The sequence below is a fragment of the Corallococcus terminator genome, assembly GCF_049194865.1.
Lineage (GTDB): Bacteria > Myxococcota > Myxococcia > Myxococcales > Myxococcaceae > Myxococcus > Myxococcus terminator_A.
Genome location: NZ_JBLZWL010000075.1, coordinates 1 through 22,481, shown reverse-complemented (window position 1 = coordinate 22,481; position 22,481 = coordinate 1). Strand labels below are relative to the sequence as shown.

The window sequence follows — 22,481 nt, the reverse complement described above, 5'->3', positions numbered from 1 at the left end:
CGCGTGGGCCTGGACTGGATGGAGGTCTCCCAGACAGGCGAGCGAGCAGCGACAGGCTCGCCTGGGGCTCATCAGAGAAACTCAATAATATTGAGCAGTTGGAGGAGGCTTGCCAAGTAGAGCCCGCGTCTGTACGTTTTTCGCGGAGAATCAATACGAATGACCACCATGGTGCTCCCACCACTTGAGGCAGGACGGGTCTACCGCACGCGGGACTTCGAGCCCTGGAGTGCCAATGCGCCCAGGTACGCCAAGCAACTGATCAAGAAGGGGCTGTTGGTTCAGCTCGCGCACGGGCTGTTCACCTCTCCCCAGCGGAGCAAGTTCGGCGTGGTGCCACCGGGGGACGACGCGCTCATGCAGGCGTTCCTCGATGACAGCCCATTCGTCTTCACCGGCCCCGAGCGATGGAACGCGCTGGGGCTTGGCGCGACAGCGGTGTTCGCGACGCCCCTGGTCTACAACACGAAGCGCTCCGGATTCGTCGAGTTCGGCCCTCGCCGCTTCGAGCTGCGGAGGGTCGCCTTCCCTACTCCCGCATCAAGAGAGTGGTTCGTGGTGGACCTCTTGGAGAACGCCGACCGGGCGGGCACTTCTCGTACGGCCCTGGGAAGCGCGCTGACGCGTGCGCTGGCCCATGAATCCTTCGACCGGGAGAACCTCCGTGCGATGGCCCAGCGCTACGGGACGAAGTCCACACGGGACGTGGTCTACGCCGCGCTCAAGGCGCGAGCCGCTTGAGTTTCATTCACGAAGACGAGGAGTTCGACGCGCTCCTGCGCATCGTCGCCGAAAAGCGTCGACTCTCGCTGGCGCTCGTCGAGAAGGACTATTGGGTCACCCACACGCTGTGGGCGCTCCACAAGGCTGGCTTCGAGGTCTGGTTCAAGGGGGGCACCTCCCTGTCCAAGGGCTTCTCCCTCATCCATCGGTTCTCCGAAGATCTCGACCTCAAGATTGAGCCAGGAACCGTCGCCCTCCCTGCTGTGTCGAGCTGGGCCAAGGACGGGAAGAAGGTCACGGACGAACGCCGCGCCTACTTCGAGGCGCTTGGTTCACTCGTCCAGGTGCCAGGCATGAACACCACGCTCGACCTGGTGAACACGGACACCAGCCGTTGGCGCGCATGCAACGTGCAGTTGAGCTACCCCGCGCACCATCGCGGAGACCTCGCGGACGTGCTCCGCCCCTTCGTCCTTCTCGAGGTTGGTGATGCGCGCGTGACGCCCTTCGTGCCGAGGGACATGACGTCCTTCGTGCACGAGGAACTCGAGGCACTGGGGCAGTTGAACGAATACGAAGACAACCGCCCTCGGGATGTGCGCTGCGTGCACCCCCTCGTAACGCTTCTCGAGAAGCTCGACGCACTTCAAAAGAGGGTGCCGCGGGAGGACATCGCTCCGGCCTCCTTCGTGCGCCACTTCGAAGACGCGGCACGCATCATCCAGGCCGAGACGGTGCTACCGAGCCTGTCCGACTACAGCAATATGCACGCGCTGGCGTCCGACATGATTGAGCACAAGCAGATTGCGACTCCTCCCGCGCCAGATGCTTCCTGCCTCATGTTGCACCCAGGTGCTCGCACCAACGCCATTCATGCGGCGTACGACGCCATTGGCCGGATGTTCTGGGGGCCGCGCCAGCCCCTCGATGAGGCACTGGCGACCATCAAGGCCTGGCTCGAGCGGACGCATCTTCCACGCTGACCGGTACTCCACTGCCGCACGCTGGCCCTGTTCGCTTCACGGAAGGCCCGTGCCTCCGTCGCGCGGAGGCGCCGGCTCGCCCGCGTCGTCCTCCCGCTCCCCGCCCAGCTCCATCAATGGCAGCTCCACCGTGAAGGTGGAGCCCTCGCCCGGCGTGCTGTCCACGTGGACGGAGCCCCCGTGCGCGTCCACCAGCTGGCGGACGATGTAGAGCCCCAGCCCGAAGCCCGCATGCCGGCCCGCCGAGGGCACCTGCGCGAAGCGGTCGAAGATGCGCCGCTGCGACTCCAGGGCGATGCCCTCGCCGAAGTCCCGCACCACCAGCCGCGCCCGCGCCAGTCCCGCCCGCTCCACCCGCACCACCACCGGCTGGCCCGCGCCGAACTTCAGCGCGTTGGACACCAGGTTCGTCACCACCCGGTCCAGGCGCAGCCGGTCCCACTGCCCCACCAGCCCCAGCTCCGCGTCGAAGACGAGCCGGGTGCCCACCTCCGCCGCGTGCGCGGCGAAGCGCTCCACCACCTCGTGCGCCAGGTCCGCCAGGTCCACCGGCGCCACGTCCAGCACCAGGCGCCCCGCGGACAACCGTGACAAGTCCAGCAGGTTGAGCAGGAGCTGCCCCAGCCGCTGCGTCTGCTTCAGCGCCGTGCCCAGCCCGTCGCGCACCTTCTCCCGCTCCACCGAGAGGTCCGTGCGCAGGAGCCTGCGCAGCAGCAACTGGAGCGTGTTGAGCGGATTGCCCAGGTCATGCGCCGCCACGCCGATGAGCTCCACCGCCTCGCGCGCCTCGCGCAACAGCCGCGCGTTGTCCAACGCCAGCGCCGCGCGCCCCGCCAGCTCCTCCATGAAGACCTGGTCCGCGAGCGTCAGCCGCCGCTCCGGCACGGACATCAGCAGCACCAGCACCCCCTGCGTCCGCTCCCCCGCGCGCAGCGGCACCGACAAGGACGAGCGCACCCCCACCCGCTCCATCAACCTCAAGTGCTCCGCGTCCACCGCCGACTGCGCCAGCATCTCCGGCGACACATCCTCCACCCACTGGGAGCGCCCCGTGCGCATCACCTGCCAGAGCCCCTGGGGCTCATCCAACGGGGGCGTGTAGCGCCGCACCGACTCCCACAGCCAGGGCTCCTTCTCCGCCTCCGCGTGCTTCACCGCCCGGGGCCGCAACTGCCCGGACGGGGTGAGCATGTACAAGAGGCACCCATCCGCCACCTCCGGCACCATCATCCGCGCCAGCTCCGCCACCATCTGGTCCGGGTCCAGGTACTGCTGGAACACACGGCCAGCCTCCGCGAACAACCGCTGCGTGCGCTCGGCGCGCTGCCGCTCGGTGATGTCGCGCGTCACCGCCGCGTAGCCCCGCAGCTCGCCGTCGTCGTCGAGCAGCGTGTTGATGAGCGCCTCCGCGAAGAAGTGCGTGCCGTCCTTGCGCGTGCGCCACCCCTCCGTGCGCAGCCGCCCGTCCCGCCGCGCGCGCGCCAGCTCCTTCTCCGGCACTCCCAGCGCCACCGCCTCCGGGGGATAGAAGCGGTCCACCGACTCGCCGACGACCTCCGCCGCCTGATAGCCGGTGATGCGCGTGGCCCCCGGGTTCCAGCTGGCCACCCGGCCCCGCTCGTCCAGGAGCAGGAGCGCGTAGTCCTGCACGCCCTCGACGAGCAACTGGAAGCGCTTCGTGCTGGCCTCGGCCTCCTCCCGCAGGGGGCCCAGCCGCCGCGACAACACCCACGCCAGCACCCCGGCCAGCGCCAGCCCCAGGCTCGCCGCGATGAGGGTGAGCACCAGGACGCGCTCGTCCAGGTCCACCGCCGACTGGATGCCCAGCGCGAGCCGCTCCTCCACGCTCGCGGAGAGCTGCTGGAGCGCTTCATAGGCGCGCAGGCGCGTGTCCCCCACCCGCTCCTCGAAGAGCGCCTCCAGCCGCGCGCGGGGGACGCTGCTGGCATGCGCCACCACCAGCTCCCGCACGGCCTGCTCGTGCTCCTGCTCCGCGCGCATCGCGGACTCCAGGAGCGACGCCGCGGGCTCCGTGCCCAGCCGGGGGTCCAACCGCTCATAGGTGGCGATGAAGCGCTCGCGCGACGCCACCATCTCCGAGGCGAAGAGCGCGTCGCCCGACAGCGCATAGCCCCGCTCGCTGGACACCTTGTCGCTGAAGGCCCGGCGCAGGCGCTCCACCTCCAGCAGGTCCATGGACAGCTCGAGCAGGCTCGCCTTGTGGGTGGAGCGCACCGACAACAGCGACACCGCCGACGTCACCGCCAGCGCCAGCGCCACCAGCAGGGACGCGATGACGCCAGCGCCGACGCGCTGGGAGTAGGTCCACGGCCGCCCCACGCCACCCCCCTTGCGCACCAGGACGCCGGCCGCCTGCCCGAGGCCTGGCACAGCCCGGAAGGTGGCCCCGCTGGCCATGCACCCACACCCCCGCCCATGGGACGGCTTGGCGTCAGGTGTGAGGCACTCGGGACGCGGAGGGGACTACCGCGAGCCCGCCGTGGACGACGGGGCCGCCGCTTCCTGGGGGCCGGGGGGCGCGGGTACCACGTCGCCCGCCGGGGCCTGGAAGGTGCCCGTCTCCGGCTCCACGGACCACGCGGAGAACTTCTGCTGCTTCACGTCCCGCAGCTTCCCGTCCTCGTAACAGACCGAATAGACGAGGAAAAACTCCTTCTCCACCGACGGCGCGCCGTGACGGTAGCAGTCCGCGCCCGTCGCATCCTTCTCGCGCGTCATGGGACGGCCGAGCAGCGCCATCACCTGGTCCGTCGTCATCCCCCCATGCATGGACTTGAAGCCGTGGTCGGTGATGACCTGGAACGTCGGACGCTGCTCGCGCACGAAGGTCCAGAAGACCACCGCGAGCCCCACCGGCACCAGGGCGGCCAGGAGCGCCAGCGCCCAGCGCCCTCGGGACGCCTTCCGGTCCTCCTTGTCATAGGCCGTGAAGAGGTTGCCAGCGTCCGTCTGCTCGGCGGCCAGGGAGGCATGCGGGAGGTTCTCTGTCGGGCTCACGTCGACTGACATGCCGTTCCAACAGCGCGGATGCAAGAAACTCCACGCCGTGCGCCCGGTAACGCCCGCCCGGCAACTTCCCGAGCACGTGCCTTGCGCTGGAGGGCTTCCTTTCGTGACAGCGGAGTTCACAATCGGTGGGAGGCAGGCCTGCTACATCCCCCGCCAAGGTGGGAACCGGGAGATTTCACAAGATGGCGAAGCGAGGCGCCGCTGGACGCAGCGTCACCCCCCAGAAGCCCCTGGAGCGCGACGCCTTGCCCGCGGGGGCGGAGCTGGACGAGGGGATGTTCTTCAACCGGGAGCTGTCCTGGCTGGCCTTCAACGACAGGGTCCTCCAGCTCGCCGAGTCCGCGGACGAGGCGCTCCTGGAGCGCCTCAAGTTCGTGGCCATCTACGCGCGCAACCTGGATGAGTTCTTCATGATTCGCGTCGCGCGCCTGCACGAGCAGGTGCGCGCCAACGTGGCGCGGCTGGTGCCGGACGGCGCGTCCCCGGGCAACACGCTGGACAAGCTGCACGAGGGCATCTTCGAGCAGAGCAAGCGCCACAGCGCCATCTTCGAGAAGCTGCTGCGGCCCGCGCTCGCGGAGAAGGGCCTGCGCATCCTCAACGCGAAGGAGCTGGACGCCGACCAGCGCGCCCAGGTGGACCAGCGCTTCCGCGAGCAGATCTTCCCCGTGCTCACCCCGCTGGCCATCGGCCTGGGCCGGCACTTCCCGTACATCTCCAACCTGTCGCTCAGCCTGGCGGTGCTGCTGAGAGACCCGGAGGCGGGCGAGGAGAGCGTGGCCCGGGTGAAGGTGCCCAAGGAGCTGCTGCCCCGCTTCCTGCCCCTGAAGAACAACGTCTTCGTGCCGCTGGAGGAGGTCATCGCCCAGCACCTGGGAGACCTGTTCCCCGGCATGGAGGTGCTCAGCTGGAGCCTGTTCCGCGTCACCCGCGACGCGGACTTCACCGTGTCCGAGGACGCGGAGGACTTGCTCAAGGCGGTGGAGACGGAGCTGCGGCAGCGCCGCTTCGGAGACGTCATCCGCCTGGAGGTGCAGGCGGGCATGAGCCCCAAGCTGCTGGAGCCGCTGGTGGAGGCGCTGGGGCTGGAGTCTCGCCAGGTGTACGAGGAGCAGGGCCTCTTGGGCCTGGGCGACGTGCAGGCCATCGCCTTCGCCCCCGGCTTCCCGGAGCTGAAGGACCCGCCGTGGGTGTCCGTCACCCAGCCCCGGCTGCGCCCGGACACCGACTCGCCCGAGGGCGTCACGGTGATGGCGGCGATGCGGCGGGGCGATTTGCTCGTCCACCACCCCTACGACTCGTTCGCCACGTCGGTGGAGCGCTTCGTCACCGAGGCGGTGGCGGACCCGGATGTCCTCGCCATCAAACAGACGGTCTACCGCACCTCCGACAGCTCACCGCTGGTGCCCGCGCTGATTACCGCGACGGAGAACGGCAAGCAGGCCGTGTGCATGGTGGAGCTGAAGGCCCGCTTCGACGAGCGCACCAACATCAAGTGGGCCAACGCGCTGGAAGAGGCGGGCGTGCACGTCGTCTACGGCATCCCCTCGCTCAAGACGCACGCGAAGGCCATCCTCATCGTCCGGCGCGAGGGCGAGCGGGTGCGGCACTACGTGCACATCGGCACCGGCAATTACAATCCGAAGACGGCGCGCCTCTACACGGACATGGGCTTGTTCACCACGGACCCGGACATCGGCGCGGACGTGGCGGACCTGTTCAACTACCTCACCGGCTTCGGCCGGCCCAAGAGCTTCCGCAAGCTCCTGGTGGCGCCCCTCACCATGCGCGAGGGCCTGCTGGAGCACATCAAGCGCACCGTCGTCGCGCACACGCTGGAGCGCCCCTCGCGCATCCAGATGAAGATGAACGCGCTGGTGGACCCGGGCATCATCCGCGCCCTCTACGACGCGTCGCGCGCCGGAGTGAAAATCGAGCTCAACGTGCGCGGCATCTGCTGCCTGCGCCCCGGCGTGCCCGGCATGTCCGACAACATCCGCGTGGTGTCCACGCTGGGCCGCTTCCTGGAGCACGCGCGCGTCTACATCTTCGAGCGCGGCACGGAGCTGCGCTGCTACATCGGCTCCGCGGACCTGATGCCTCGCAACCTGGACCACCGCGTGGAAATCCTCGCGCCGGTGGAGGACGTGGCGCTGGCCGCGCAGGTGAAGGACTCGCTGGAGCGCAGCCTCGCGGACAACACCCACGCGTGGGAGCTGCAACCCGATGGCTCCTGGCGCCGCCTGACGCCTCCCGCGGGCGCGGACAAGCGCTGGGCCCAGGGCGAGGTCATGGAGCGCGCCACCCGCCTGGCCCAGTTCCCAGGCGGCCGCCCCCTGCCCTGAAGGAAGGCCCCGAACCCCGGGGCCCCACCCTCAGGCCCTCCTCAACGCACCGACGAGGGCCGTCGCGTCGTCCACCACGAGCACTTCGCCTTACGGCGCGGAGTGCGCAGCGGAGGACGTAGACGCGCGCGCGGCGCACAGACCTGCTGGGACGACGACGGACCGCGCCACACGCCTCGCGCCTGGGACCAGCGCGGAGAGCGTCCAGCGAAACGAATGCACCAGGTGGCCACGCATGACTCTCTTCCTTCAGGGGTGTGGAAACAGCGGACAGACCGGAGAATCAGGCGCGCCTGTGCCACAACCGAAGGTCGGAATTCAAGCATTACCTATAAAATGGTGCCAGCACTGTAATATCGTAAGTCATCCGCCCAGGTCCCTGGAGACCTCCTCGCGGCGATGGGCCTCCACCTCGAGGACCTCCTTCCACTGAATCCACCCGGAGCGGGCGGCGTGGCGGGCGGCCGACGTGGTGTCGTCCACGACGAGCAGTTGGCTGCCGGCGTCGCGGATGTCGGCGGCGATGCGCTCCAGCTCTCGCGCGCGGCGGGGGTGGCCGGGCACGTTGCGGATGTAGACGCAGAGGACGCGGCCGGGGAACTCGCGGACGATGGTGCGGTAGTGCTCCGCGTCCTCCTGGCCGCTGTCGCCGATGAGGATGAAGGGCAGGTGCTCCAGGTCAGCGAGCAGCCCGCGCATCTTGTCGAGCTTGTGGCCGTGGCCGCCGCCGGGCGCGAAGCCCTGGCTGGACAGCCCCCAGTCGCGCAAGAGCAGCGGGCCGGTGGGGATGTGGTGCAGCGCGAGGAACTCGTCCAGGTGCTCGTACAGATTCCAGGGGCTGCTGGAGACGTAGAAGATGGGGTTGTCCCCCGTGCCCTCCGGGCCCGCCTGGAGCGCGGCGTAGAAGGCGTCCACGCCCGGGAAGGGCAGGCGCACGCGGTGCTCGGTGAGGAACAGGGCCCAGGCGCGCTTGAGCGGGTCCGTCACGCCGGTGACGATGACGGTGTCGTCGATGTCGCTGATGACGCCGTAGCCCGCGCTCGGGCCCGCCACGCGCACGGGGGCCGCCACGCGGGGCACGCCCTCCGGCTCCGGCGACAGCAGTTCCAGCTCCACCATGTGCCACCCGGAGCGCACGCCCTCCGGCGGGGCCACCCACAGCTCCAGGAAGCCCTCCTCGTCGGTGGTGCCCTCCCAGCGCTTGTCGCCCCAGCGCACCGCCACGCGGGCGCCCGCGATTTCGCGCGTCATGTAGCGCTTGTAGGAGGCCACGGCGCTGCTCCACAGCGTGTGGCGCTGCTTCTGCGGGCGGATGTTCCGGTCCTCCAGGACGCGGGCCTTGATGACGGCGCGCTCGGAGGTGCCGTGACCCCGGTAGGGGAGGATGCGCAGCGGCGGGGCGATGCCCAGCGAGCGGCGCAGGCCCCGGCTCATCGCGTCATAGTGGGCGTCGACGCGGACGGCGAGTCGGTAGAAGGCGAGTCTTGGGTCGGCCATGGCGCGGAGCGTAAGGAGTGGGGGAGCCCGACTGTAGAAGACTCCGGGGCGGCTCGCGGGGCAAAGCCGCGAGGAAGTCGCCGTGGCCCGTGGAGTCCCCGGGTTTCGTATCCCGAGAGCCGCACACCTCACGACAAGGAGTCCCGCCATGCTGCGTCGTCACTTCCGGTGGTTGCTGACCGCTGTCTCGCTGCTCGTCGCCTCGGTGGCCATGTCCCAGACGGCGCCGAGCATCACCTTCCAGTCCCCGTCCCAGGGCTGGAATGTCTTCGCCTCCTCCAACCCGCTGCCCTTCGGTGGCACCGCGAGCATCGTGTTCGACGCCTCGCGGCTGACGCAGTGCCGGGGCAACATCAACGCCAACACGCCGGGGTGGACGATTACCGGCCACTACCAGTTCAACAACGGCCCGGTGCAGAGCTTCTGGGTGGCGGGCTTCTCGTCCACGCCCAACCCGCCCGCGCCGTCGATTCCGCTCAACACGCGGGGCGACCTGGCCATCTGGTTCGAGAACACCAGCCGCTGGGGCTGCCAGGCGTGGGACTCCAACTTCGGCAACAACTACCACTTCAACGTGCAGTGACGTGACGGGGGGCGCGCGAGGGCTTCACCCTCCTCGCGCGCTCCTCACATGCCAGCGATGCCGCCGATGCCGGGCTTGAAGCGCCAGATGAAGTAGGGCCCGTTCGCGGCGATGTGCGCCTTGGACTGGAGCATGTGGTGCGGAATGGCGCTGTCCGCCACGTAGAGCCAGCCGTCCGGCCCGTGGTTGAGCGCGTCCGCCCAGCGGATGCGCGGGGACTTCATCAGCGTCTCCAGCCGACCGTCCGGGCTCATGCGCAGCACCGCGCCGTGCTCCACGTCGGTCATCAGCACGTTGCCTTCCGCGTCCGCGCTCAGCCCGTCGTTGAGCGGCTTGCGGCCCACGGCCTGGAGGCGCTGGGCGAGCGCTTCGTCATCGAGGCTGGCGTCGCGCAGGTCCTTCGTGCGCACGCGGTACATGGTGTCGTGGTTCATCGCGGCGAACCACAGCCACTCGTCGCTCGGGTCCAGGGCGATGCCGTCGACGCCGCACTTCAGCGCGGCAATCCCACCGAAGAACACCATGTCCTTGATGGGATTGCGGATGACGAAGTCACGAGGGAACACGGACGCGTGTTTCTCCAGCACCCGGCGCGCCTGCTTCGCGGCCACGTCGTAGACGATGAGCGCGGGCGAGCGGCGCCAGAAGCCCACGTCCGCGATGAACACCGTCCCGCCCTGGGCATCGACGCGCAGGTCCTGGAGGAAGGAGCCCGGCGGGGCGATTTGCGGCGGGAAGTCGAACTCGTGCGCGAGGTGTCCGTTGGACAAGTCGAACGCGAGCAGTCGCGGCACGCCGAGGCCGTGGTTGCCGTGGTCGATGGTCCACAGCCAGTCGCGCCGGTCGACGGTGATGCCGAGCACGGTGTCGAAGAGCTTCTTCTGGAGGGACTCCGCGGGGAACGGCACGGCCTTGCCGTCCACCCACTCCCACAGCTTCGCGCCCTCGGGGCGGCTCTCCGGGTGGAGCGTGTAGAACAGGCGCCCCGTCGACGACACCGCCACGTTGCCGATGGGCTCCGCGCTGCGCACCACCTCTTCCAGCGCGCTGTCCGGCAACAGGGGCATGCCCGTGACGTCCGGGTACGGCTCGCCTCCGCCGTAGCGCAGGCGCACCCCGACGGCCGCGAGCGCCAGCAACCCCACGACGGCGATGGCACCCTTGAGGACCCGCAGGGGGCGAGCACCCGGCGTGGGAGAGGACTCGGGGAGGGACGAAAGCGGAGCGGCCATGAAGGGAACCGGGGAGGTGAGCCCACCTGACGCGGTGGGGCCTCACTTTCCCTCAATACGGAGGCCGACGACGAGTGGTTCTGCGCCCCGTCAGTCCTTCCGCCCCAGCGTCCTGTCCAGGTTGTACGCGGCGCTGATGAGCGACAGGTGGGTGAGCGCCTGCGGGAAGTTGCCGAGCGACTCGCCCGACATGCCCGTCTGCTCCGCGTACAGCCCCACGTGGTTGGCGTAGCCCAGCATGCGCTCGAAGGTGAGCCGCGCCTCCTCCAACAAATCCGGCCGCGCCGAGTTCGCCCGCGTCATCGCCTCCACCAGCCAGAAGCTGCACAGGTTGAAGGTGCCCTCGCTGCCGGAGATGCCGTCCAGCTTCGCCTCCACGTCGTAGCGGAACACCAAGCCGTCCGACGTCAGCCCGCCCTGCGACGGCGCCTTTCGCATGTGGTCCAGCGTGGAGATCATCCTCGGGTCCACCGGTGACAGGAAGAACACCAGCGGCATCAGGAGGTTCGCCGCATCCAGCGTGTCATGCTCATACGCCTGGATGAAGGAGCCGCGCTCCTCGCTCCAGCCCCGGGCCATGATGTCCTCGAAGATGGCATCGCGCGCCGCGAGCCAGCGGGGCCGGTCCGCCGGGAAGCTGCGCTTGTCCGCCAGTCGGATGGCACGGTCCACCGCCACCCAGCACATCAGCTTCGAGTACACGAAGTGCCGCCGGCCCCCGCGCACCTCCCAGATGCCCTCGTCCGGCTGGTTCCAGTGCTCGCACACCCAGTCCACCAGTCGCCGCAGGTGCCGCCAGAAGTCGTAGGAGATGGGCGCCGCGTACTTGTTGAACAGGTACACCGAGTCCATCAGCTCGCCGTAGATGTCGAGCTGGAGCTGGTCCGCCGCCCCGTTGCCGATGCGCACCGGCTTCGCGCCGCCGTAGCCCTCCAGGTGCGTCAGCTCCACCTCGTCGGGCACCCGGCTGCCATCCAGCGAGAACATCAGCGGCAGCGGCCCGTCCCCCTGCTCCGCGCACCGCGCCTCCACCCACCGCATGAAGGCCGCCGCCTCCTTCTTGAAGCCGATGCGCAGGAACGCGTAGACGGTGAAGGCCGCGTCCCGCAGCCAGCAGTAACGGTAATCCCAGTTACGGGTGCCACCCGGTGACTCAGGCAGGCTGCACGTGGGCGCCGCGACAATCGCGCCCGTCGGGGCGAACGTCATCAGCTTCAGCGCCAGCGCCGAGCGCTGCACCGTCTCCCGCCAGCGCCCCGTGTACTGACAGCCCGACAGCCAGTGGCGCCAGTACTCCACCGTGGCGCGAAAGAGCGCCTCCGCCGAGTCATGGCTGTGCACCAGCTCCTCGCACGACTGCCGCATCCCCTCGCGCAACGTGAAGACCGCGGACTGGTTCTCCTGCAACTTGAAGCGGGCCGTGACACCCCGGTCCGCGAGCTTCACGGGCACGGAGCCCGCCAGGGTGAGCTGGAGCGTCTTCGACTCGAAGGCGGCCCCGCCCGAGATGAGGTGCGTCTGGTGCTTGTCCCGCGCGTAGTTGAAGGCCGGGAAGCACTCCATCTCGAACTCCATCTCCCCGCGCACCACGCGCACGCGCCGGAGCACCTCGCGCACGTCCTTGGTGCCCTCCTGGTCCATGGGCATGAAGTCGATGAGCTCCCCCACGCCGTCCGGCGTGTAGAAGCGCGTCACCAGCACGTTGGTGTCCGGCCAGTAGAACTGCTTGCACAGCACGCCGTCCGGCTTGGGATGGATGCGCCAGTGGCCGCCCTTCTTGGGGTCCAGCAGCGCGGCGAACACACTGGGACTGTCGAAGTGCGGGTAGCACATCCAGTCGATGGTGCCCTCATTGCCAATCAACGCCACCGTGCGCAGGTCGCCAATGACGCCGTGGTCCTCGATGGGCACCGAGCCCCCCGCCACCGCCTGTCTGCCTACCTGCATACGCACCTCGCCCTAGCTGAAGGTGATGACCTGCTTGATTCCCTTGCCCGCCTTGCCCGTCACCACGTCCAGGAAGGCCTCCGGCGGATGGCGCGAGGTGATGAGCCGCTCCAGCCCACCCGGCCAGCGGGCCCGGAAGCGCGCCAGGTCCTCCAGCGCCGCGTCGAAGTCCGTGGCCGCCGCGTTCACCGTGCCCAGCAGCACCTGGTTGCGCAGCACCACCTGCTTGAGGAACTCATGGCCCTCCAGCGACAGCGGCTGCTTGTCCGACGGCACCCCCGTGAAGATGAAGACGCCGTTGTTCGCCAGCGCCTTGAGCGCGTCGAACGCCGCCTTCGCCACGCCGGTGGCCTCGTAGATGACGTCCGGCGCTCCCACGCTCCGGACCAGCTCGTCCGGAGACACGTCCTTCGTGGAGAGGTAGGGCGCGCCCACGGCCTCCGCGGCCTCCGCCTTGGGGTTGGGCTTGCTGCTGTGCGAGTACACCGTCGTGGCGAAGCCCCGCCGCAGCAGCGTCAGCACCGCGAGCTGTCCCACCGGCCCCGCGCCCAGCACCACCGCGCGCCCCGGCGCGGGCCGCCACGGCAGGCGCTCCTGGATGCGCTCCAGCTCGCGCAGGCCCTTCTCGGCGATGGTCAGCGGCTCGGTGAGCACGGCGACCTCGCGAAGCTCCGTGGGGACGCGGTGCACGTACGCCACGTCCTCCACGAAGCGCTCCGCGCAGAAGCCATGGGCCTCCTTGATGCCTCGCTCGGTGTAGTCCCCGGTGATGCAGAAGTCCGGATGGCCGCTCCGACACGCGGGGCACGTGGCGTGCGGACAGGGCCTGCGCACGCGCGGCACCACGAGGTCTCCAACCTGGAGTCCCTTCACCGCCGAGCCCACCTCCACCACTTCGCCCAGACACTCGTGGCCGAGGATGAGGAAGTCCGAGCCGGGCGGCGGCGAGCCGTAGGAGAACGAGACGATGTCCTTGTCCGTGCCGCACACGCCCACCTCGAGGGTGCGCACCTTCACCTGCGTGGGCGACTGGAGCCGTGGCTCGGGTGCGTCGTCGATGACGCGCACCTCTTTCTGCTTCGGAAAGACGGCGACGGCCTTCATGCGCGGCTCCTGCCCTTGCGAGTGCCGAATCCTGGTTGAGGTGTTCACCGTGGGGGCGGGACACCAGGGTCAAGGGTTGGGGGGTGCACAGCGCCCGGTCGCCCGCTGACCGGGGGCGGATGTCGACGAGTGCACGAAACCGCTGCCAGCCGGAGGCGACCGGTCTATGAGTGGAGCCCGTGAGCGAGCCCCTTCCCGCTGCCCCCTCCGACGATGCGCCCCGCGCCAGCCGCTCCACGGCCATTGCCACCGTGGCCTTCCTCCTCCTCGCCCTGCCCTTCCTGGTGCTCGGCCTGTGGCTGCTGGACGGAAAGTCGCGGATGGACCTCCGGTGTGAGCCGGGAGGGCCCTGCACCCTCACCCGCTCCGGGTGGCTGACGCGCGAGCCGGTGGCCACGCTGCCGCTGGAGTCGATTCAGGCCGTCACCGTGGAGCGCAGCCGCAGCGCCCGCCGCAAGGCCGTGCCCATCTTCCGGCCTCGGCTCGAGACGACGCAGGGCAAGCTGCCCCTCTTCGCGCAGTGGGCCACCGAGGAGAGCGAGGCCACCGCCGTGAAGGACCAGGTGGAGCGCTACCTTGCTTCGCCGGGCAAGGTGACGCTGGAGGTGACTCGGGATGACCGGCGCTCGTCCCTGCGCGTGGGCGGCGCCTTCACCGGCGTGGGCGTGGCGCTGCTCATCTTCAGCGCGTGGCTGGCGTGGCGCACGCGGACCCACCGCCGCTCCGAGCGCGCCGCTTCAGCTTCAGCGACCTGACACAGTCAATCCGCACCCGGGAGCGCGCGCCTCGGGCCCCGCACCTGGGGGTGGATTCCTGTCCGGAGGCTCCATGCTAGCTTCGCGAGACATGGACGCATCTATCAACCCGAGAAGCTGGGGGGCCTGGCTGGTGGTGCTGTGGGCCTGGCTGGCTCCGGGACTGGCCATCGCGAACACCCCCGACTCCGAGGACCCCGCGGGACTCTTCCGCCACCGCATCGAGCGGGCGGGGACGCTGTACGAGTCGCTGGAGTACGAGAAGGCCCTCAACTGGCTGACGCAGGCGAAGCAGGTGGCGTCCACCATCGACGAGCAGTCGGAGGTGGCGCTCTATCGTGGGCTCGTGCTCGCCGACCTGGGCCGCAGGAAGCAGGCGCTGGAGGAGTTCCGCGCCGGCCTGACGCTGCGACCCGAGGCGAAGCTGCCCGTCGCCGCGGCCCCCAAGGTGGAGCGGGACTTCGAGTCGGTGCGCAAGCAGGTGCAGCTCAAGCAAGGCACCGCGACCGCGAAGGCCGCGCCCGTGGTGGAGCCCCAGCCCGTGGTGGAGGCCCCGCCTCCCGTCGTCGAGGAGCCGAAGGCCATCGCGCCCGAGCCCGTGGAGAAGCAGGCGGAGGCCGCTCCCGAGACGAAGCCGGGCCTGCGCTCGCGCCTGACCGAGGCGGGCTCCTCGCTGGGGAAGAATGTCGGCTCGGCGCTGGGCTCCGCGCTGGACACGGTCATCCGCCCGAAAAACAAGCCCGAGACGAAGCCCGCGCCCGACGCCGCGAAAGAGGAACCGTAGGCGCCGCGCTCAGTCCTGCAGCAGGTTGAGCTTGAAGACATTGGCCGTGCCGGCCTTCACCTCGAAGCTGCGCGTCACCTTCTTCCCCAGACGCGTGTTGACGGCCGTCACGGCATAGATGCCCTCGGGAACATCGATGATGGCGAGCGGCGTCTCCCCCAGCTTCTTGCCATCGAGATACACGACGGCATAGGGGCGGATTCGGAACTCCACCGAGCCCAGCGCGCCCTTCACCGCTCGTGACGCGGGCTTCTTCCGCTCCGCGTCCGGGGCCCGCTTGTCGCTGGCGGGCGACGCCACGAAGTTGGGCAGGCCGCTGTCCTCGTCGACCTCCTCCGTCTCGATGGCCAACGCGTCCCGCCCCTGCTTCGCCGCGAGCTGCGACTCAAGCGCGGCTTCGGACTCCGGGTCCTGTGCCGGTGCGGGGGTGTCCGTGGTTCCTTGCGCCGCGGTGGCGTCGCCCGTCGGTGCTTCGGGCGAACCGGCCACCTTCGTGGATGCGCCCGTCGGTGTCTCGGGTGAACCGGCCACCTTCGTGGACGCGCCCGTCGGAGCATCGGGCGAACCCGCCACCGTCGTGGATGCGCCCACCGGAGCCTCCGGCACCGATGCCGACGTTCTGCCGCCGAGCAGGGCGTACCCTCCACCCACCACGAGCAGTGCCGCGCCCGCGATGGCCACCGGCACCAGCGGCTTCCGCTTCGCTTTCTTCTGCTCGACACGTGGACGCGTCTCGGTCTCCTGCTCGAACACGGCCGGCGGTGCGGCGAGGTCTTCTTCCGTCTTCGCGGGCGGCTTGCGCGCAGGCCCCGAGGGCACGGTGCGCTCGAGTGCCTCGACCCGAGGCTCCCGGACCTCGGGCTTCACCGATATCGGCGCGGGCGTCGGGACGATTCTCTCCTCCACCACCTGCTCGACAGCCTGGGCCACCTGGTACGCGCCCACCGGCTCGCCCACGGACAGCACGAAGCGCTCCAGGTCCACCTGCAGCGCGCGACAGTCCGGGTAGCGGTCCTCGCGGTCCTTTTGCAGCGCCCTCGTGATGATGTCCTGGAGCGCGGCGGGGACATCCTGGCGGTAGCGGCTCACCGGCGTCGGCTCGCGCGAGACGATAGCCTGCATCATCGCCAGCTCCGACGCCCCATCGATGGGCAGCTTTCCCGTGAGCAGCTCGTACAGCACCACGCCGAGCGCATACACATCCACGCGCCGGTCCAACGGGTCCGCCCGCACCTGCTCGGGCGGCATGTACGCGACCTTGCCTTTCACGATGCCGGTCTGCGTGCGGTGCTTCTGTCCCGCCACCTTGGCGATGCCGAAGTCCACCACCTTCACCGCGCCCTGCCGGGACACGAGGATGTTGTCCGGGCTCACGTCGCGGTGAATCAACCCGAGCGGCTGGCCCGTCGTGGGGTCCGCGAAGTCATGCGCGAAGGCCAGGCCCTCCGCCGCCTGCGCCACCACCTTCGCGCAGATGTTGGGCGCCAGCGGCTGTCCCTTCGACGCGGCCTGTCGCTGCCAGCGCCGCAGGTTGGGACCGTCGATGAGCTCCATCGCGAGGAAGTAGCTGCCCTCCGCCTCACCGAAGTCGAAAATCTGGACGATGTGGGGGTGGTTGAGCCCCGCGACGAGCCGCGCTTCCTCGAGGAACATCTCCACGAAGGACGGGTCCTCCGCGAGGTGCGGGAGGATGCGCTTGAGCACCAGCGTCTTCTCGAAGCCCCCGGGTCCGGCCGCCTTCGCCAGGAACACCTCCGCCATGCCCCCCGTCGCCAGCTTGCGGACGAGTTGATATTTCCCCACGTGCATTGCCGGGGAGACTCCCTCACCTCTCCGTTCAAGGGAACCCCCAAGCCAGCCCTCCAGTCCGGGCCGGACGGGCGAGCACCGGAAGCAAGCGCCTCCGGAGTCCCTACGTTTCAGAGGCCAAGGTCACGAAGTGCCTGTACCCCCGTCCAAGGACGGGACCTCCCTGCTCGCCGGGCGAGGAAGCAGGTCGGCGTGCGCTCGCGCGCTGGACCGCCACCACTTCCGCTCTGCCCACATATGCCTAGCTTGTGGCCGATGCTGCGTGCCCTCCTTGGCCGATGGCGAAGCTCGCTGCGCCTGCTCCGGCCAGCCCACGTGGAGGCCGACCACGCGAAAATCTCCGTCACCCAGCTGGGCCACCGCTACGGCAACAAGGTCGTGGCGCTCCAGGACGTGGACCTGAACGTCCGCTCGGGAGAGCTCGTCTGCCTGTTGGGTCCGTCGGGCTGCGGCAAGTCCACGCTGCTCTACGCGCTGGCGGGGCACGTGCAGCCCACGGGCGGCACGGTGTCCATTGATGGACAGCGCATCTCCGGACCCGGGCCGGACCGGCTCCTGATGTTCCAGGAGGCCGCCCTCTTCCCGTGGCTCACGGTGCGCGGAAACATCACCTTCGCCTTGGCTGCCCGAGGCGTGCCGCGCTCCCAGCGCAAGGAGCGCGCGGACCAGTACATCCGCCGCGTGCAGCTCCAGGGCTTCGAGGAGACGCTGCCGCACCAGCTCTCCGGCGGCATGAAGATGCGCGCCAGCCTGGCGAGGGCGCTCGCGGTGGACCCGACGGTGCTGCTCATGGACGAGCCCTTCGGCTCGCTGGACGCGCAGACGCGCATCCACATGCAGGAGCTGCTTCAGTCCATCTGGATGCGCACCCACAAGACGATTGTGTTCGTCACGCACGACGTGCACGAGGCGCTGATGCTGGGCACCCGAGTCGTCCTGATGGCGCCGCGTCCGGGGCGCATCGTGAGGGACCTGGAGGTCCACCTGCCCATGCCGCGCCACCCGGAGGACGCGGCGCTCACGGAGATGGTGCGCCACGTCCAGGGCCTCCTGCGCGAGGTGGAGCGCAACACCCTCCCAGAAGCCATACCGCCGCGAGCCACCGCACCCGTCGCGTCGAGCCCCCCGCTGCCCGCGTCGGGACTACCCCGGCCCGCGAGGTGAGCCATGAAGCGCGAAGCCCCCTGGAAGAACTACGCGCAGAAGCTGGGCCTGCTGGTGCTGCTGCTGAGCCTCTGGGAGGGACTGTCGAGGCTGGGCGTCTGGTCTCCATACCTCTTCCCTGGTCCGGTGACGGTGGCCAAGAGCCTCTGGAGCATGGCGGCCGACGGGCGACTGTTGGACGCCACGCTGCGCTCCCTGGGGCGACTGGGCCGGGCCTATCTGATGTCGGTGGCCATCGGTGTTCCCCTCGGGTTGCTGATGGCGCGGCTGGCCTTCTTCCGCAACGCGGTGAAGCCGGTGGTGATGGGGCTGCAAGCGCTGCCGTCCATCTGTTGGCTGCCGCTGGCGCTGCTGTGGTTCGGGCTGACGGACACCTCCATCCTCTTCGTCGTGGTGATGGGCAGCGTGCTGGGCATCGCCATCGCCACCGAGGACAGCGTGCAGGGCGTGGACCCGCAGCTGTTGCGAGTGGCCAGCACGCTGGGCGTTCGTGGCCTGCGCTTCCAGTTCGGCGTGCTGCTGCCGGCGGCGCTGCCGGGCATCGTCACGGGGCTCAAGCTGGGGTGGAGCTTCGCGTGGCGCGCGCTCCTGGCTGGAGAGCTGCTGTTCGTCTCGGGAGGCCTGGGACAGTTGCTCACGGTGGGGCGTGAGTTGATGGACGTTCCTCAAGTCATGGCGGTGATGGTGGCCATCATCATCATCGGCATCACCGTGGACCGTGTCCTCTTCCAGACGGTGGAGGGCCGGCTGCGGCGTCGGTGGGGGCTGGAAGGCTCGATGTGAGGGGCGAGGACGTGAAGCGCCCGACGTTGTGAGTCGACACCCGTTGCCAACCCGTCCCGCCGTCCCTCTTCTGGGTGCTTATGCGCGCCTTTCGTTCCCTGGCTGTCCTCGTGCTCGCCGGCCTCGCGGGGCTGGGGGCCGGTTGCAAGCGTGAGTCTTCCGGTGGTGCCGACGCTCCGTTGAGGCTGGGGTTCTTCCCCAACATCACGCATGCGCAGGCGCTGGTGGGCAACGCGGAGGGGACCTTCGCCTCTGAGCCCGGCGTGGGGAAGCTGGAGGTGAAGCAGTTCAACGCGGGGCCCGCGGCCATGGAGGCGCTGGTGGGCGGCTCGCTGGACGTGTCGTACGTGGGCACGGGGCCCGCCATCAACACGTACCTCAAGGCGGGGCGTGACTTGCGCATCATCGCGGGCGCGGTCGACGGCGGGGCGATGCTGGTGACGCGCACGGCGAAGTCGGCGGCGGAGCTGAAGGGGAAGAAGATTGCCACGCCCCAGCTCGGCAACACGCAGGACATCGCGCTGCGCTACTGGCTGAAACAGCAGGGACTGAGCACGAACCTGGATGGACAGGGAGACGTGCAGATTGTGCCGCTGACGAACTCGGACATCCTGGTGCAGTACCTGCGCGGAGGGATTGAGGGAGCGTGGGTGCCGGAGCCGTGGGGCACGCGGATGCTGCTGGAGCCGGAGGGTGGCGGACACATCCTCGTGGACGAGAAGACGCTGTGGCCCGAGGGGCACTTTCCCACCACGGTGGTGGTGACGACGCGCAAGGTGCTGGAGACGCAGCGCCCGCGAATCGTGGCGCTGCTGCGCGCGCACGTGAAGCTGACGGAGCGGTGGGAGAAGGACCCCGCGGGCTTCACGGCGGCGGTGAACTCGGCGTTCGGGAAGCTGACGCAGAAGCCGTTGCAGCCGGCGATTCTGCAGGGCGCGTTCTCACGACTGGAGCCCGGCCTGGATCCGGTGCCTGGCGCACTGAGCACAGCGGCGAAGCATGCACAGGAGCTGGGCTTCATCCCTACTTCGGACATCAGCGGGCTGGTGGACTTGAGCGCGTTGAATGAGGCGCGTGGGGGCGGGGCGAAGAACTGAGCAGGGCCGCTCGGTGACGGCCCTGCGTGGTTCACTCCGTACCTTCAAGGCTTGCCTCGAAAAGGTCGGTTGCTCTCGCGACCCAATCCGCGAGTTCCTCCCACCCCTTGGGCGGCTTCCACCACCATTCGAAGCGCAAGGTCCGTCGGAAGTTCTTCTGCTCGACTCCACGGACACCTCCGTCGGTCCCCACCATGAAATCCCCGAAGGAGAACGCCGGCAGGAGCAAGCCTTCCGCCTCCGCGAGGAGCCGCTGCCATGGTTCATGAGGGACGTCCGCATCGATGACTGAAAGTCGAAGCACGGCGGCGGTATCACCCTCGTGTTCACGTGCGCCCGCAGGGGAGCCAGCTACAGATGCCTGCCGCGTCCAGACAACGCGCCGGACCCTGAGGAGGGTATCTTCCGGCCTCCGCCCGGTCCAAAGCAGCCATGAGTGATAGTCTGCCCGGAAATTGTATTGCCAGACACGAAGCAATGAACGGCCGACTGGCTGGGCCGAAATCGCCGTTTCCGGATTGTCCAAGACCTGAAGCGCCCGCTGCTCCAGCGTTCTTGCGTCGTCACCTGTTTCGCGTGCCATATCAATCACTGAAACAAAATGGGGGACTGATACCTGTACGCGAATTCAGCCAGGCCCCGCAGTCGCTCCACCAAGAATTCGCCATCCACGTCGATGAACGACTCAAACGCGTTTCGAGGTACAAGGCCCACGGATTTCGCCACGATTCGTTGCCACTCCGACGTAAAACCGACCGCCGGGCGCGCCTTCAATTCCATGGCGATTACCGCCAACTCATCACGCAACCTCTCACATTCGGAAGCGGACCACTCACCGTCACAATCCGAGTGCACGATGAGCGTAGGGAATCGAGAACCCTGCTTCCCGGCCTCCAGCTCGTGAGTGACATAATCACGCAATGCATTGAAGTCCGCATAGAGCCCAACCTCGACGCCCTCCAGTTCTTCTTCATCTTCGAAGACACAAAGATAGAGCCCCATTACAGAGCCTCTCGCTTGATGGTTTTTCCGGTCACCCGAATCAACTCCTTGAGCGAGGGATGAAATTTGCAGGACTTTGGGACCGTCAGCACGAGCTTCTTGTGAATCTCCACCGCCCTGAAAGCCAGGAGCCTGATCTGATAGGTCGCGTGAAGCGCTGACACCTTTTTAATCAGGTAGATCTTGTCAATGGTCTCCGCGTCAGGTCGCGTTCCCCGAGGAACCTGATGTCGCGTGTACTTGATGGTCATGGATGATACCCGGGCAGGGGCGGGCGCTGGTCCCACAAGGACTCAGGGAAGAGTCGCATCGGGCGGAGGATAGACGAGCACCCGAACAGACGGGACTCGTGCGAAGGCTTCCTGGATGAGGGGGAAGACCTCCGCCCAGGTCAGGCCACCGTTTCCGCAGCCCAGGGCGGGCACGGCCAGCGACTGAATCCCCCGGCGTTGAACCTCCTCGACGAGGGACTCCAGGCCCGTGCGAATCCACTCCAGGCGCGAAGGCTGACGCCAGCTCCACTTCGTCGGGAAGTTGATGATCCATCGAGGGTGCTTCGACGCGCCCAGGTCGAAGACATGGACGCGGCCGGTCTCGAGGCGGCCCGCCTTCGCCTCGCGTTCGTACTCCTTGAACATCGCGGGGAAGGCCCGCTTGAACTGGAGCGCGATGCCCTTGCCCATCACACCTTCGGTGTTGACGGCGTTGATGAGCGCCTCGACGTCCGCTTGGAGGAGATTGCCTTCGGTGAGCTCAATCATGGGTGCTCCTCCGACAGAATTCATTGCCATAAGTGCGGTTCGTGACACAAGACGCGCCGCAGCCACGAGGTCTCCATGACGCGCGCGTTGATGCTCCTGCTGTTCCTCCTGCCTGCCTGCGCTCTCTTCCAACGCCCTCAGCGTCCGGTCCACGCGCCCCAGGCAGAGGCAGCGAAGTTCGAGATTCCGCTCGCTCTTCCCGAAGAGGGACGGCAGCTCATCCCCGGTGCGACGCTGAGGGCCATCCAGCTCGCGATGGAGGACTATCTGCCCTGGGACTACAAACTCCCCGGAACGGCGACTCCGCTCCAGCAGTGCCTCGCTCGCCGCGAGGCCTACGACGTCGTGGCCGCACCGGGTCCTCAGGGCGTCGTGTTCGTCAGCATCGTTCCCAACCCGGAGGTCTGCGACGTCGGCGGTCCCCCGCTGCTGGACGTCGGTGCCACCTACGCCATCGATGTCACCGGGTGGCGCATCCTTTCCGTGCTGCAGTAGCAGCTCAGTGTCCCAGGTCGTCCACGCCTCGCAGTGGGCGCATCAGCGCGGAGACGAGCCTCTCGCGGCGGAGGAGCGTGGCCTGTCGCGCGACCTGGTGACGCTCCTGTGTCACGTGGGGTCGCATGATTGAATTGACGGCGTAAATTTTACGACGTACATTCTATTCATGGCGAGACACTCCCTCACGGAATCAGAGGTCGCGGAGTTCCGGGCGCGTGCCGTCGCCGCCGCCGAGCAGCTCTTCGCGGAGCACGGCGTGGACGGCATGACGATGCGCGGGCTCGCGAACATGCTCGGCTGTAGCCCGATGACGGCGTACCGCTACTTCGAGAACCAGGAGCACCTCGTCTCCGAGGTCCGCACGAGCGCGTTCTGGCGCCTCGC

21 protein-coding genes are annotated in these 22,481 nt (G+C 68.5%); 11 read left to right on the top strand and 10 right to left on the bottom strand.

Features of this window, described 5'->3' with window-relative positions:
- Positions 1 to 159 precede the first annotated feature (159 nt).
- Positions 160 to 741, top strand: a complete 582-nt coding sequence (locus tag ACN469_RS23870) for a hypothetical protein (protein ID WP_498771055.1) — start codon at positions 160 to 162, stop codon at positions 739 to 741.
- The gene (locus tag ACN469_RS23865) at positions 738 to 1,706 is read left to right on the top strand and encodes a nucleotidyl transferase AbiEii/AbiGii toxin family protein (RefSeq protein ID WP_498771054.1); all 969 of its coding nucleotides are present in this window, start codon (positions 738 to 740) and stop codon (positions 1,704 to 1,706) included. The genes ACN469_RS23870 and ACN469_RS23865 overlap by 4 nt, the downstream gene beginning before the upstream one ends.
- 36 nt (positions 1,707 to 1,742) lie before the next feature.
- On the opposite strand, the gene ACN469_RS23860 is transcribed toward ACN469_RS23865, so the two are convergent.
- Entirely contained in the window at positions 1,743 to 4,124 is a 2,382-nt protein-coding gene (locus ACN469_RS23860) for a sensor histidine kinase (protein ID WP_498771053.1), read from the bottom strand.
- Between the two features lie 66 nt (positions 4,125 to 4,190).
- Positions 4,191 to 4,736: a hypothetical protein gene (locus ACN469_RS23855; RefSeq protein WP_498771052.1), complete on the bottom strand. Its 546-nt coding sequence runs from the start codon at positions 4,734 to 4,736 to the stop codon at positions 4,191 to 4,193.
- Positions 4,737 to 4,918: 182 nt separating this feature from the next.
- On the opposite strand from ACN469_RS23855, the gene ppk1 reads away from it, so the two are divergent.
- The gene (gene ppk1, locus ACN469_RS23850) at positions 4,919 to 7,081 is read left to right on the top strand and encodes a polyphosphate kinase 1 (protein WP_498771051.1); all 2,163 of its coding nucleotides are present in this window, start codon (positions 4,919 to 4,921) and stop codon (positions 7,079 to 7,081) included.
- 363 nt (positions 7,082 to 7,444) lie between these two features.
- On the opposite strand, the gene ACN469_RS23845 is transcribed toward ppk1, so the two are convergent.
- Entirely contained in the window at positions 7,445 to 8,578 is a 1,134-nt protein-coding gene (locus ACN469_RS23845; protein ID WP_498771050.1) for an App1 family protein phosphatidate phosphatase, read from the bottom strand.
- A 148-nt stretch (positions 8,579 to 8,726) separates the two neighbouring features.
- Between ACN469_RS23845 and ACN469_RS23840 the strand changes: the two genes are divergently transcribed.
- Positions 8,727 to 9,161 (top strand): DUF6209 family protein, encoded by a 435-nt coding sequence (locus ACN469_RS23840; protein ID WP_498771049.1) that lies wholly within the window; start codon positions 8,727 to 8,729, stop codon positions 9,159 to 9,161.
- A gap of 44 nt (positions 9,162 to 9,205) precedes the next feature.
- On the opposite strand, the gene ACN469_RS23835 is transcribed toward ACN469_RS23840, so the two are convergent.
- From ACN469_RS23835 to ACN469_RS23825, 3 genes are all read right to left on the bottom strand, one after another.
- Positions 9,206 to 10,393 carry an L-dopachrome tautomerase-related protein gene (locus ACN469_RS23835; protein ID WP_498771048.1) on the bottom strand — a complete coding sequence of 396 codons (1,188 nt, stop codon included), beginning with the start codon at positions 10,391 to 10,393 and terminating at the stop codon, positions 9,206 to 9,208.
- 90 nt (positions 10,394 to 10,483) lie between these two features.
- Positions 10,484 to 12,340, bottom strand: coding sequence for a glycoside hydrolase family 15 protein (locus tag ACN469_RS23830; RefSeq protein ID WP_498771047.1), 1,857 nt, complete (start codon positions 12,338 to 12,340; stop codon positions 10,484 to 10,486).
- 12 nt (positions 12,341 to 12,352) lie between these two features.
- Positions 12,353 to 13,444, bottom strand: coding sequence for a glucose 1-dehydrogenase (locus ACN469_RS23825; RefSeq protein ID WP_498771046.1), 1,092 nt, complete (start codon positions 13,442 to 13,444; stop codon positions 12,353 to 12,355).
- Between the two features lie 179 nt (positions 13,445 to 13,623).
- Here ACN469_RS23825 and ACN469_RS23820 point away from each other — a divergent pair, with 179 nt between their 5' ends.
- Entirely contained in the window at positions 13,624 to 14,199 is a 576-nt protein-coding gene (locus ACN469_RS23820) for a hypothetical protein (protein ID WP_498771045.1), read from the top strand.
- A gap of 91 nt (positions 14,200 to 14,290) precedes the next feature.
- Positions 14,291 to 14,983 (top strand): hypothetical protein, encoded by a 693-nt coding sequence (locus tag ACN469_RS23815; RefSeq protein ID WP_498771044.1) that lies wholly within the window; start codon positions 14,291 to 14,293, stop codon positions 14,981 to 14,983.
- A 9-nt stretch (positions 14,984 to 14,992) separates the two neighbouring features.
- Here the strand turns inward: ACN469_RS23815 and ACN469_RS23810 are convergent, their stop codons facing one another.
- Positions 14,993 to 16,792 carry a protein kinase domain-containing protein gene (locus ACN469_RS23810; protein ID WP_498771043.1) on the bottom strand — a complete coding sequence of 600 codons (1,800 nt, stop codon included), beginning with the start codon at positions 16,790 to 16,792 and terminating at the stop codon, positions 14,993 to 14,995.
- 255 nt (positions 16,793 to 17,047) lie between these two features.
- On the opposite strand from ACN469_RS23810, the gene ACN469_RS23805 reads away from it, so the two are divergent.
- The 3 genes from ACN469_RS23805 to ACN469_RS23795 all read left to right on the top strand — a co-directional run bounded on the left by ACN469_RS23805 (position 17,048) and on the right by ACN469_RS23795 (position 19,836).
- Complete coding sequence (locus ACN469_RS23805) at positions 17,048 to 17,956, top strand: ABC transporter ATP-binding protein (protein ID WP_498771042.1); 909 nt, start codon at positions 17,048 to 17,050, stop codon at positions 17,954 to 17,956.
- 3 nt (positions 17,957 to 17,959) lie between these two features.
- The gene (locus tag ACN469_RS23800) at positions 17,960 to 18,739 is read left to right on the top strand and encodes an ABC transporter permease (RefSeq protein ID WP_498771041.1); all 780 of its coding nucleotides are present in this window, start codon (positions 17,960 to 17,962) and stop codon (positions 18,737 to 18,739) included.
- A gap of 80 nt (positions 18,740 to 18,819) precedes the next feature.
- On the top strand, positions 18,820 to 19,836 hold the full coding sequence (locus ACN469_RS23795; RefSeq protein WP_498771040.1) for an ABC transporter substrate-binding protein: 1,017 nt from the start codon (positions 18,820 to 18,822) through the stop codon (positions 19,834 to 19,836).
- A gap of 588 nt (positions 19,837 to 20,424) precedes the next feature.
- Here ACN469_RS23795 and ACN469_RS23790 read toward each other — a convergent pair.
- The 3 genes from ACN469_RS23790 to ACN469_RS23780 are packed head-to-tail and all read right to left on the bottom strand — an operon-like array spanning position 20,425 to position 21,599.
- The gene (locus ACN469_RS23790; RefSeq protein ID WP_498771039.1) at positions 20,425 to 20,838 is read right to left on the bottom strand and encodes an Imm70 family immunity protein; all 414 of its coding nucleotides are present in this window, start codon (positions 20,836 to 20,838) and stop codon (positions 20,425 to 20,427) included.
- Positions 20,838 to 21,089, bottom strand: coding sequence for a hypothetical protein (locus tag ACN469_RS23785; protein WP_498771038.1), 252 nt, complete (start codon positions 21,087 to 21,089; stop codon positions 20,838 to 20,840). The genes ACN469_RS23790 and ACN469_RS23785 overlap by 1 nt, the downstream gene beginning before the upstream one ends.
- 42 nt (positions 21,090 to 21,131) lie before the next feature.
- Complete coding sequence (locus ACN469_RS23780) at positions 21,132 to 21,599, bottom strand: macro domain-containing protein (protein ID WP_498771037.1); 468 nt, start codon at positions 21,597 to 21,599, stop codon at positions 21,132 to 21,134.
- A gap of 75 nt (positions 21,600 to 21,674) precedes the next feature.
- Here ACN469_RS23780 and ACN469_RS23775 point away from each other — a divergent pair, with 75 nt between their 5' ends.
- Both ACN469_RS23775 and ACN469_RS23770 read left to right on the top strand, forming a co-directional pair.
- Positions 21,675 to 22,094, top strand: coding sequence for a hypothetical protein (locus ACN469_RS23775; protein ID WP_498771036.1), 420 nt, complete (start codon positions 21,675 to 21,677; stop codon positions 22,092 to 22,094).
- A 169-nt stretch (positions 22,095 to 22,263) separates the two neighbouring features.
- Positions 22,264 to 22,481 (top strand): TetR/AcrR family transcriptional regulator (locus ACN469_RS23770; RefSeq protein WP_498771035.1); only part of this gene is annotated, 218 nt, incomplete at its 3' end.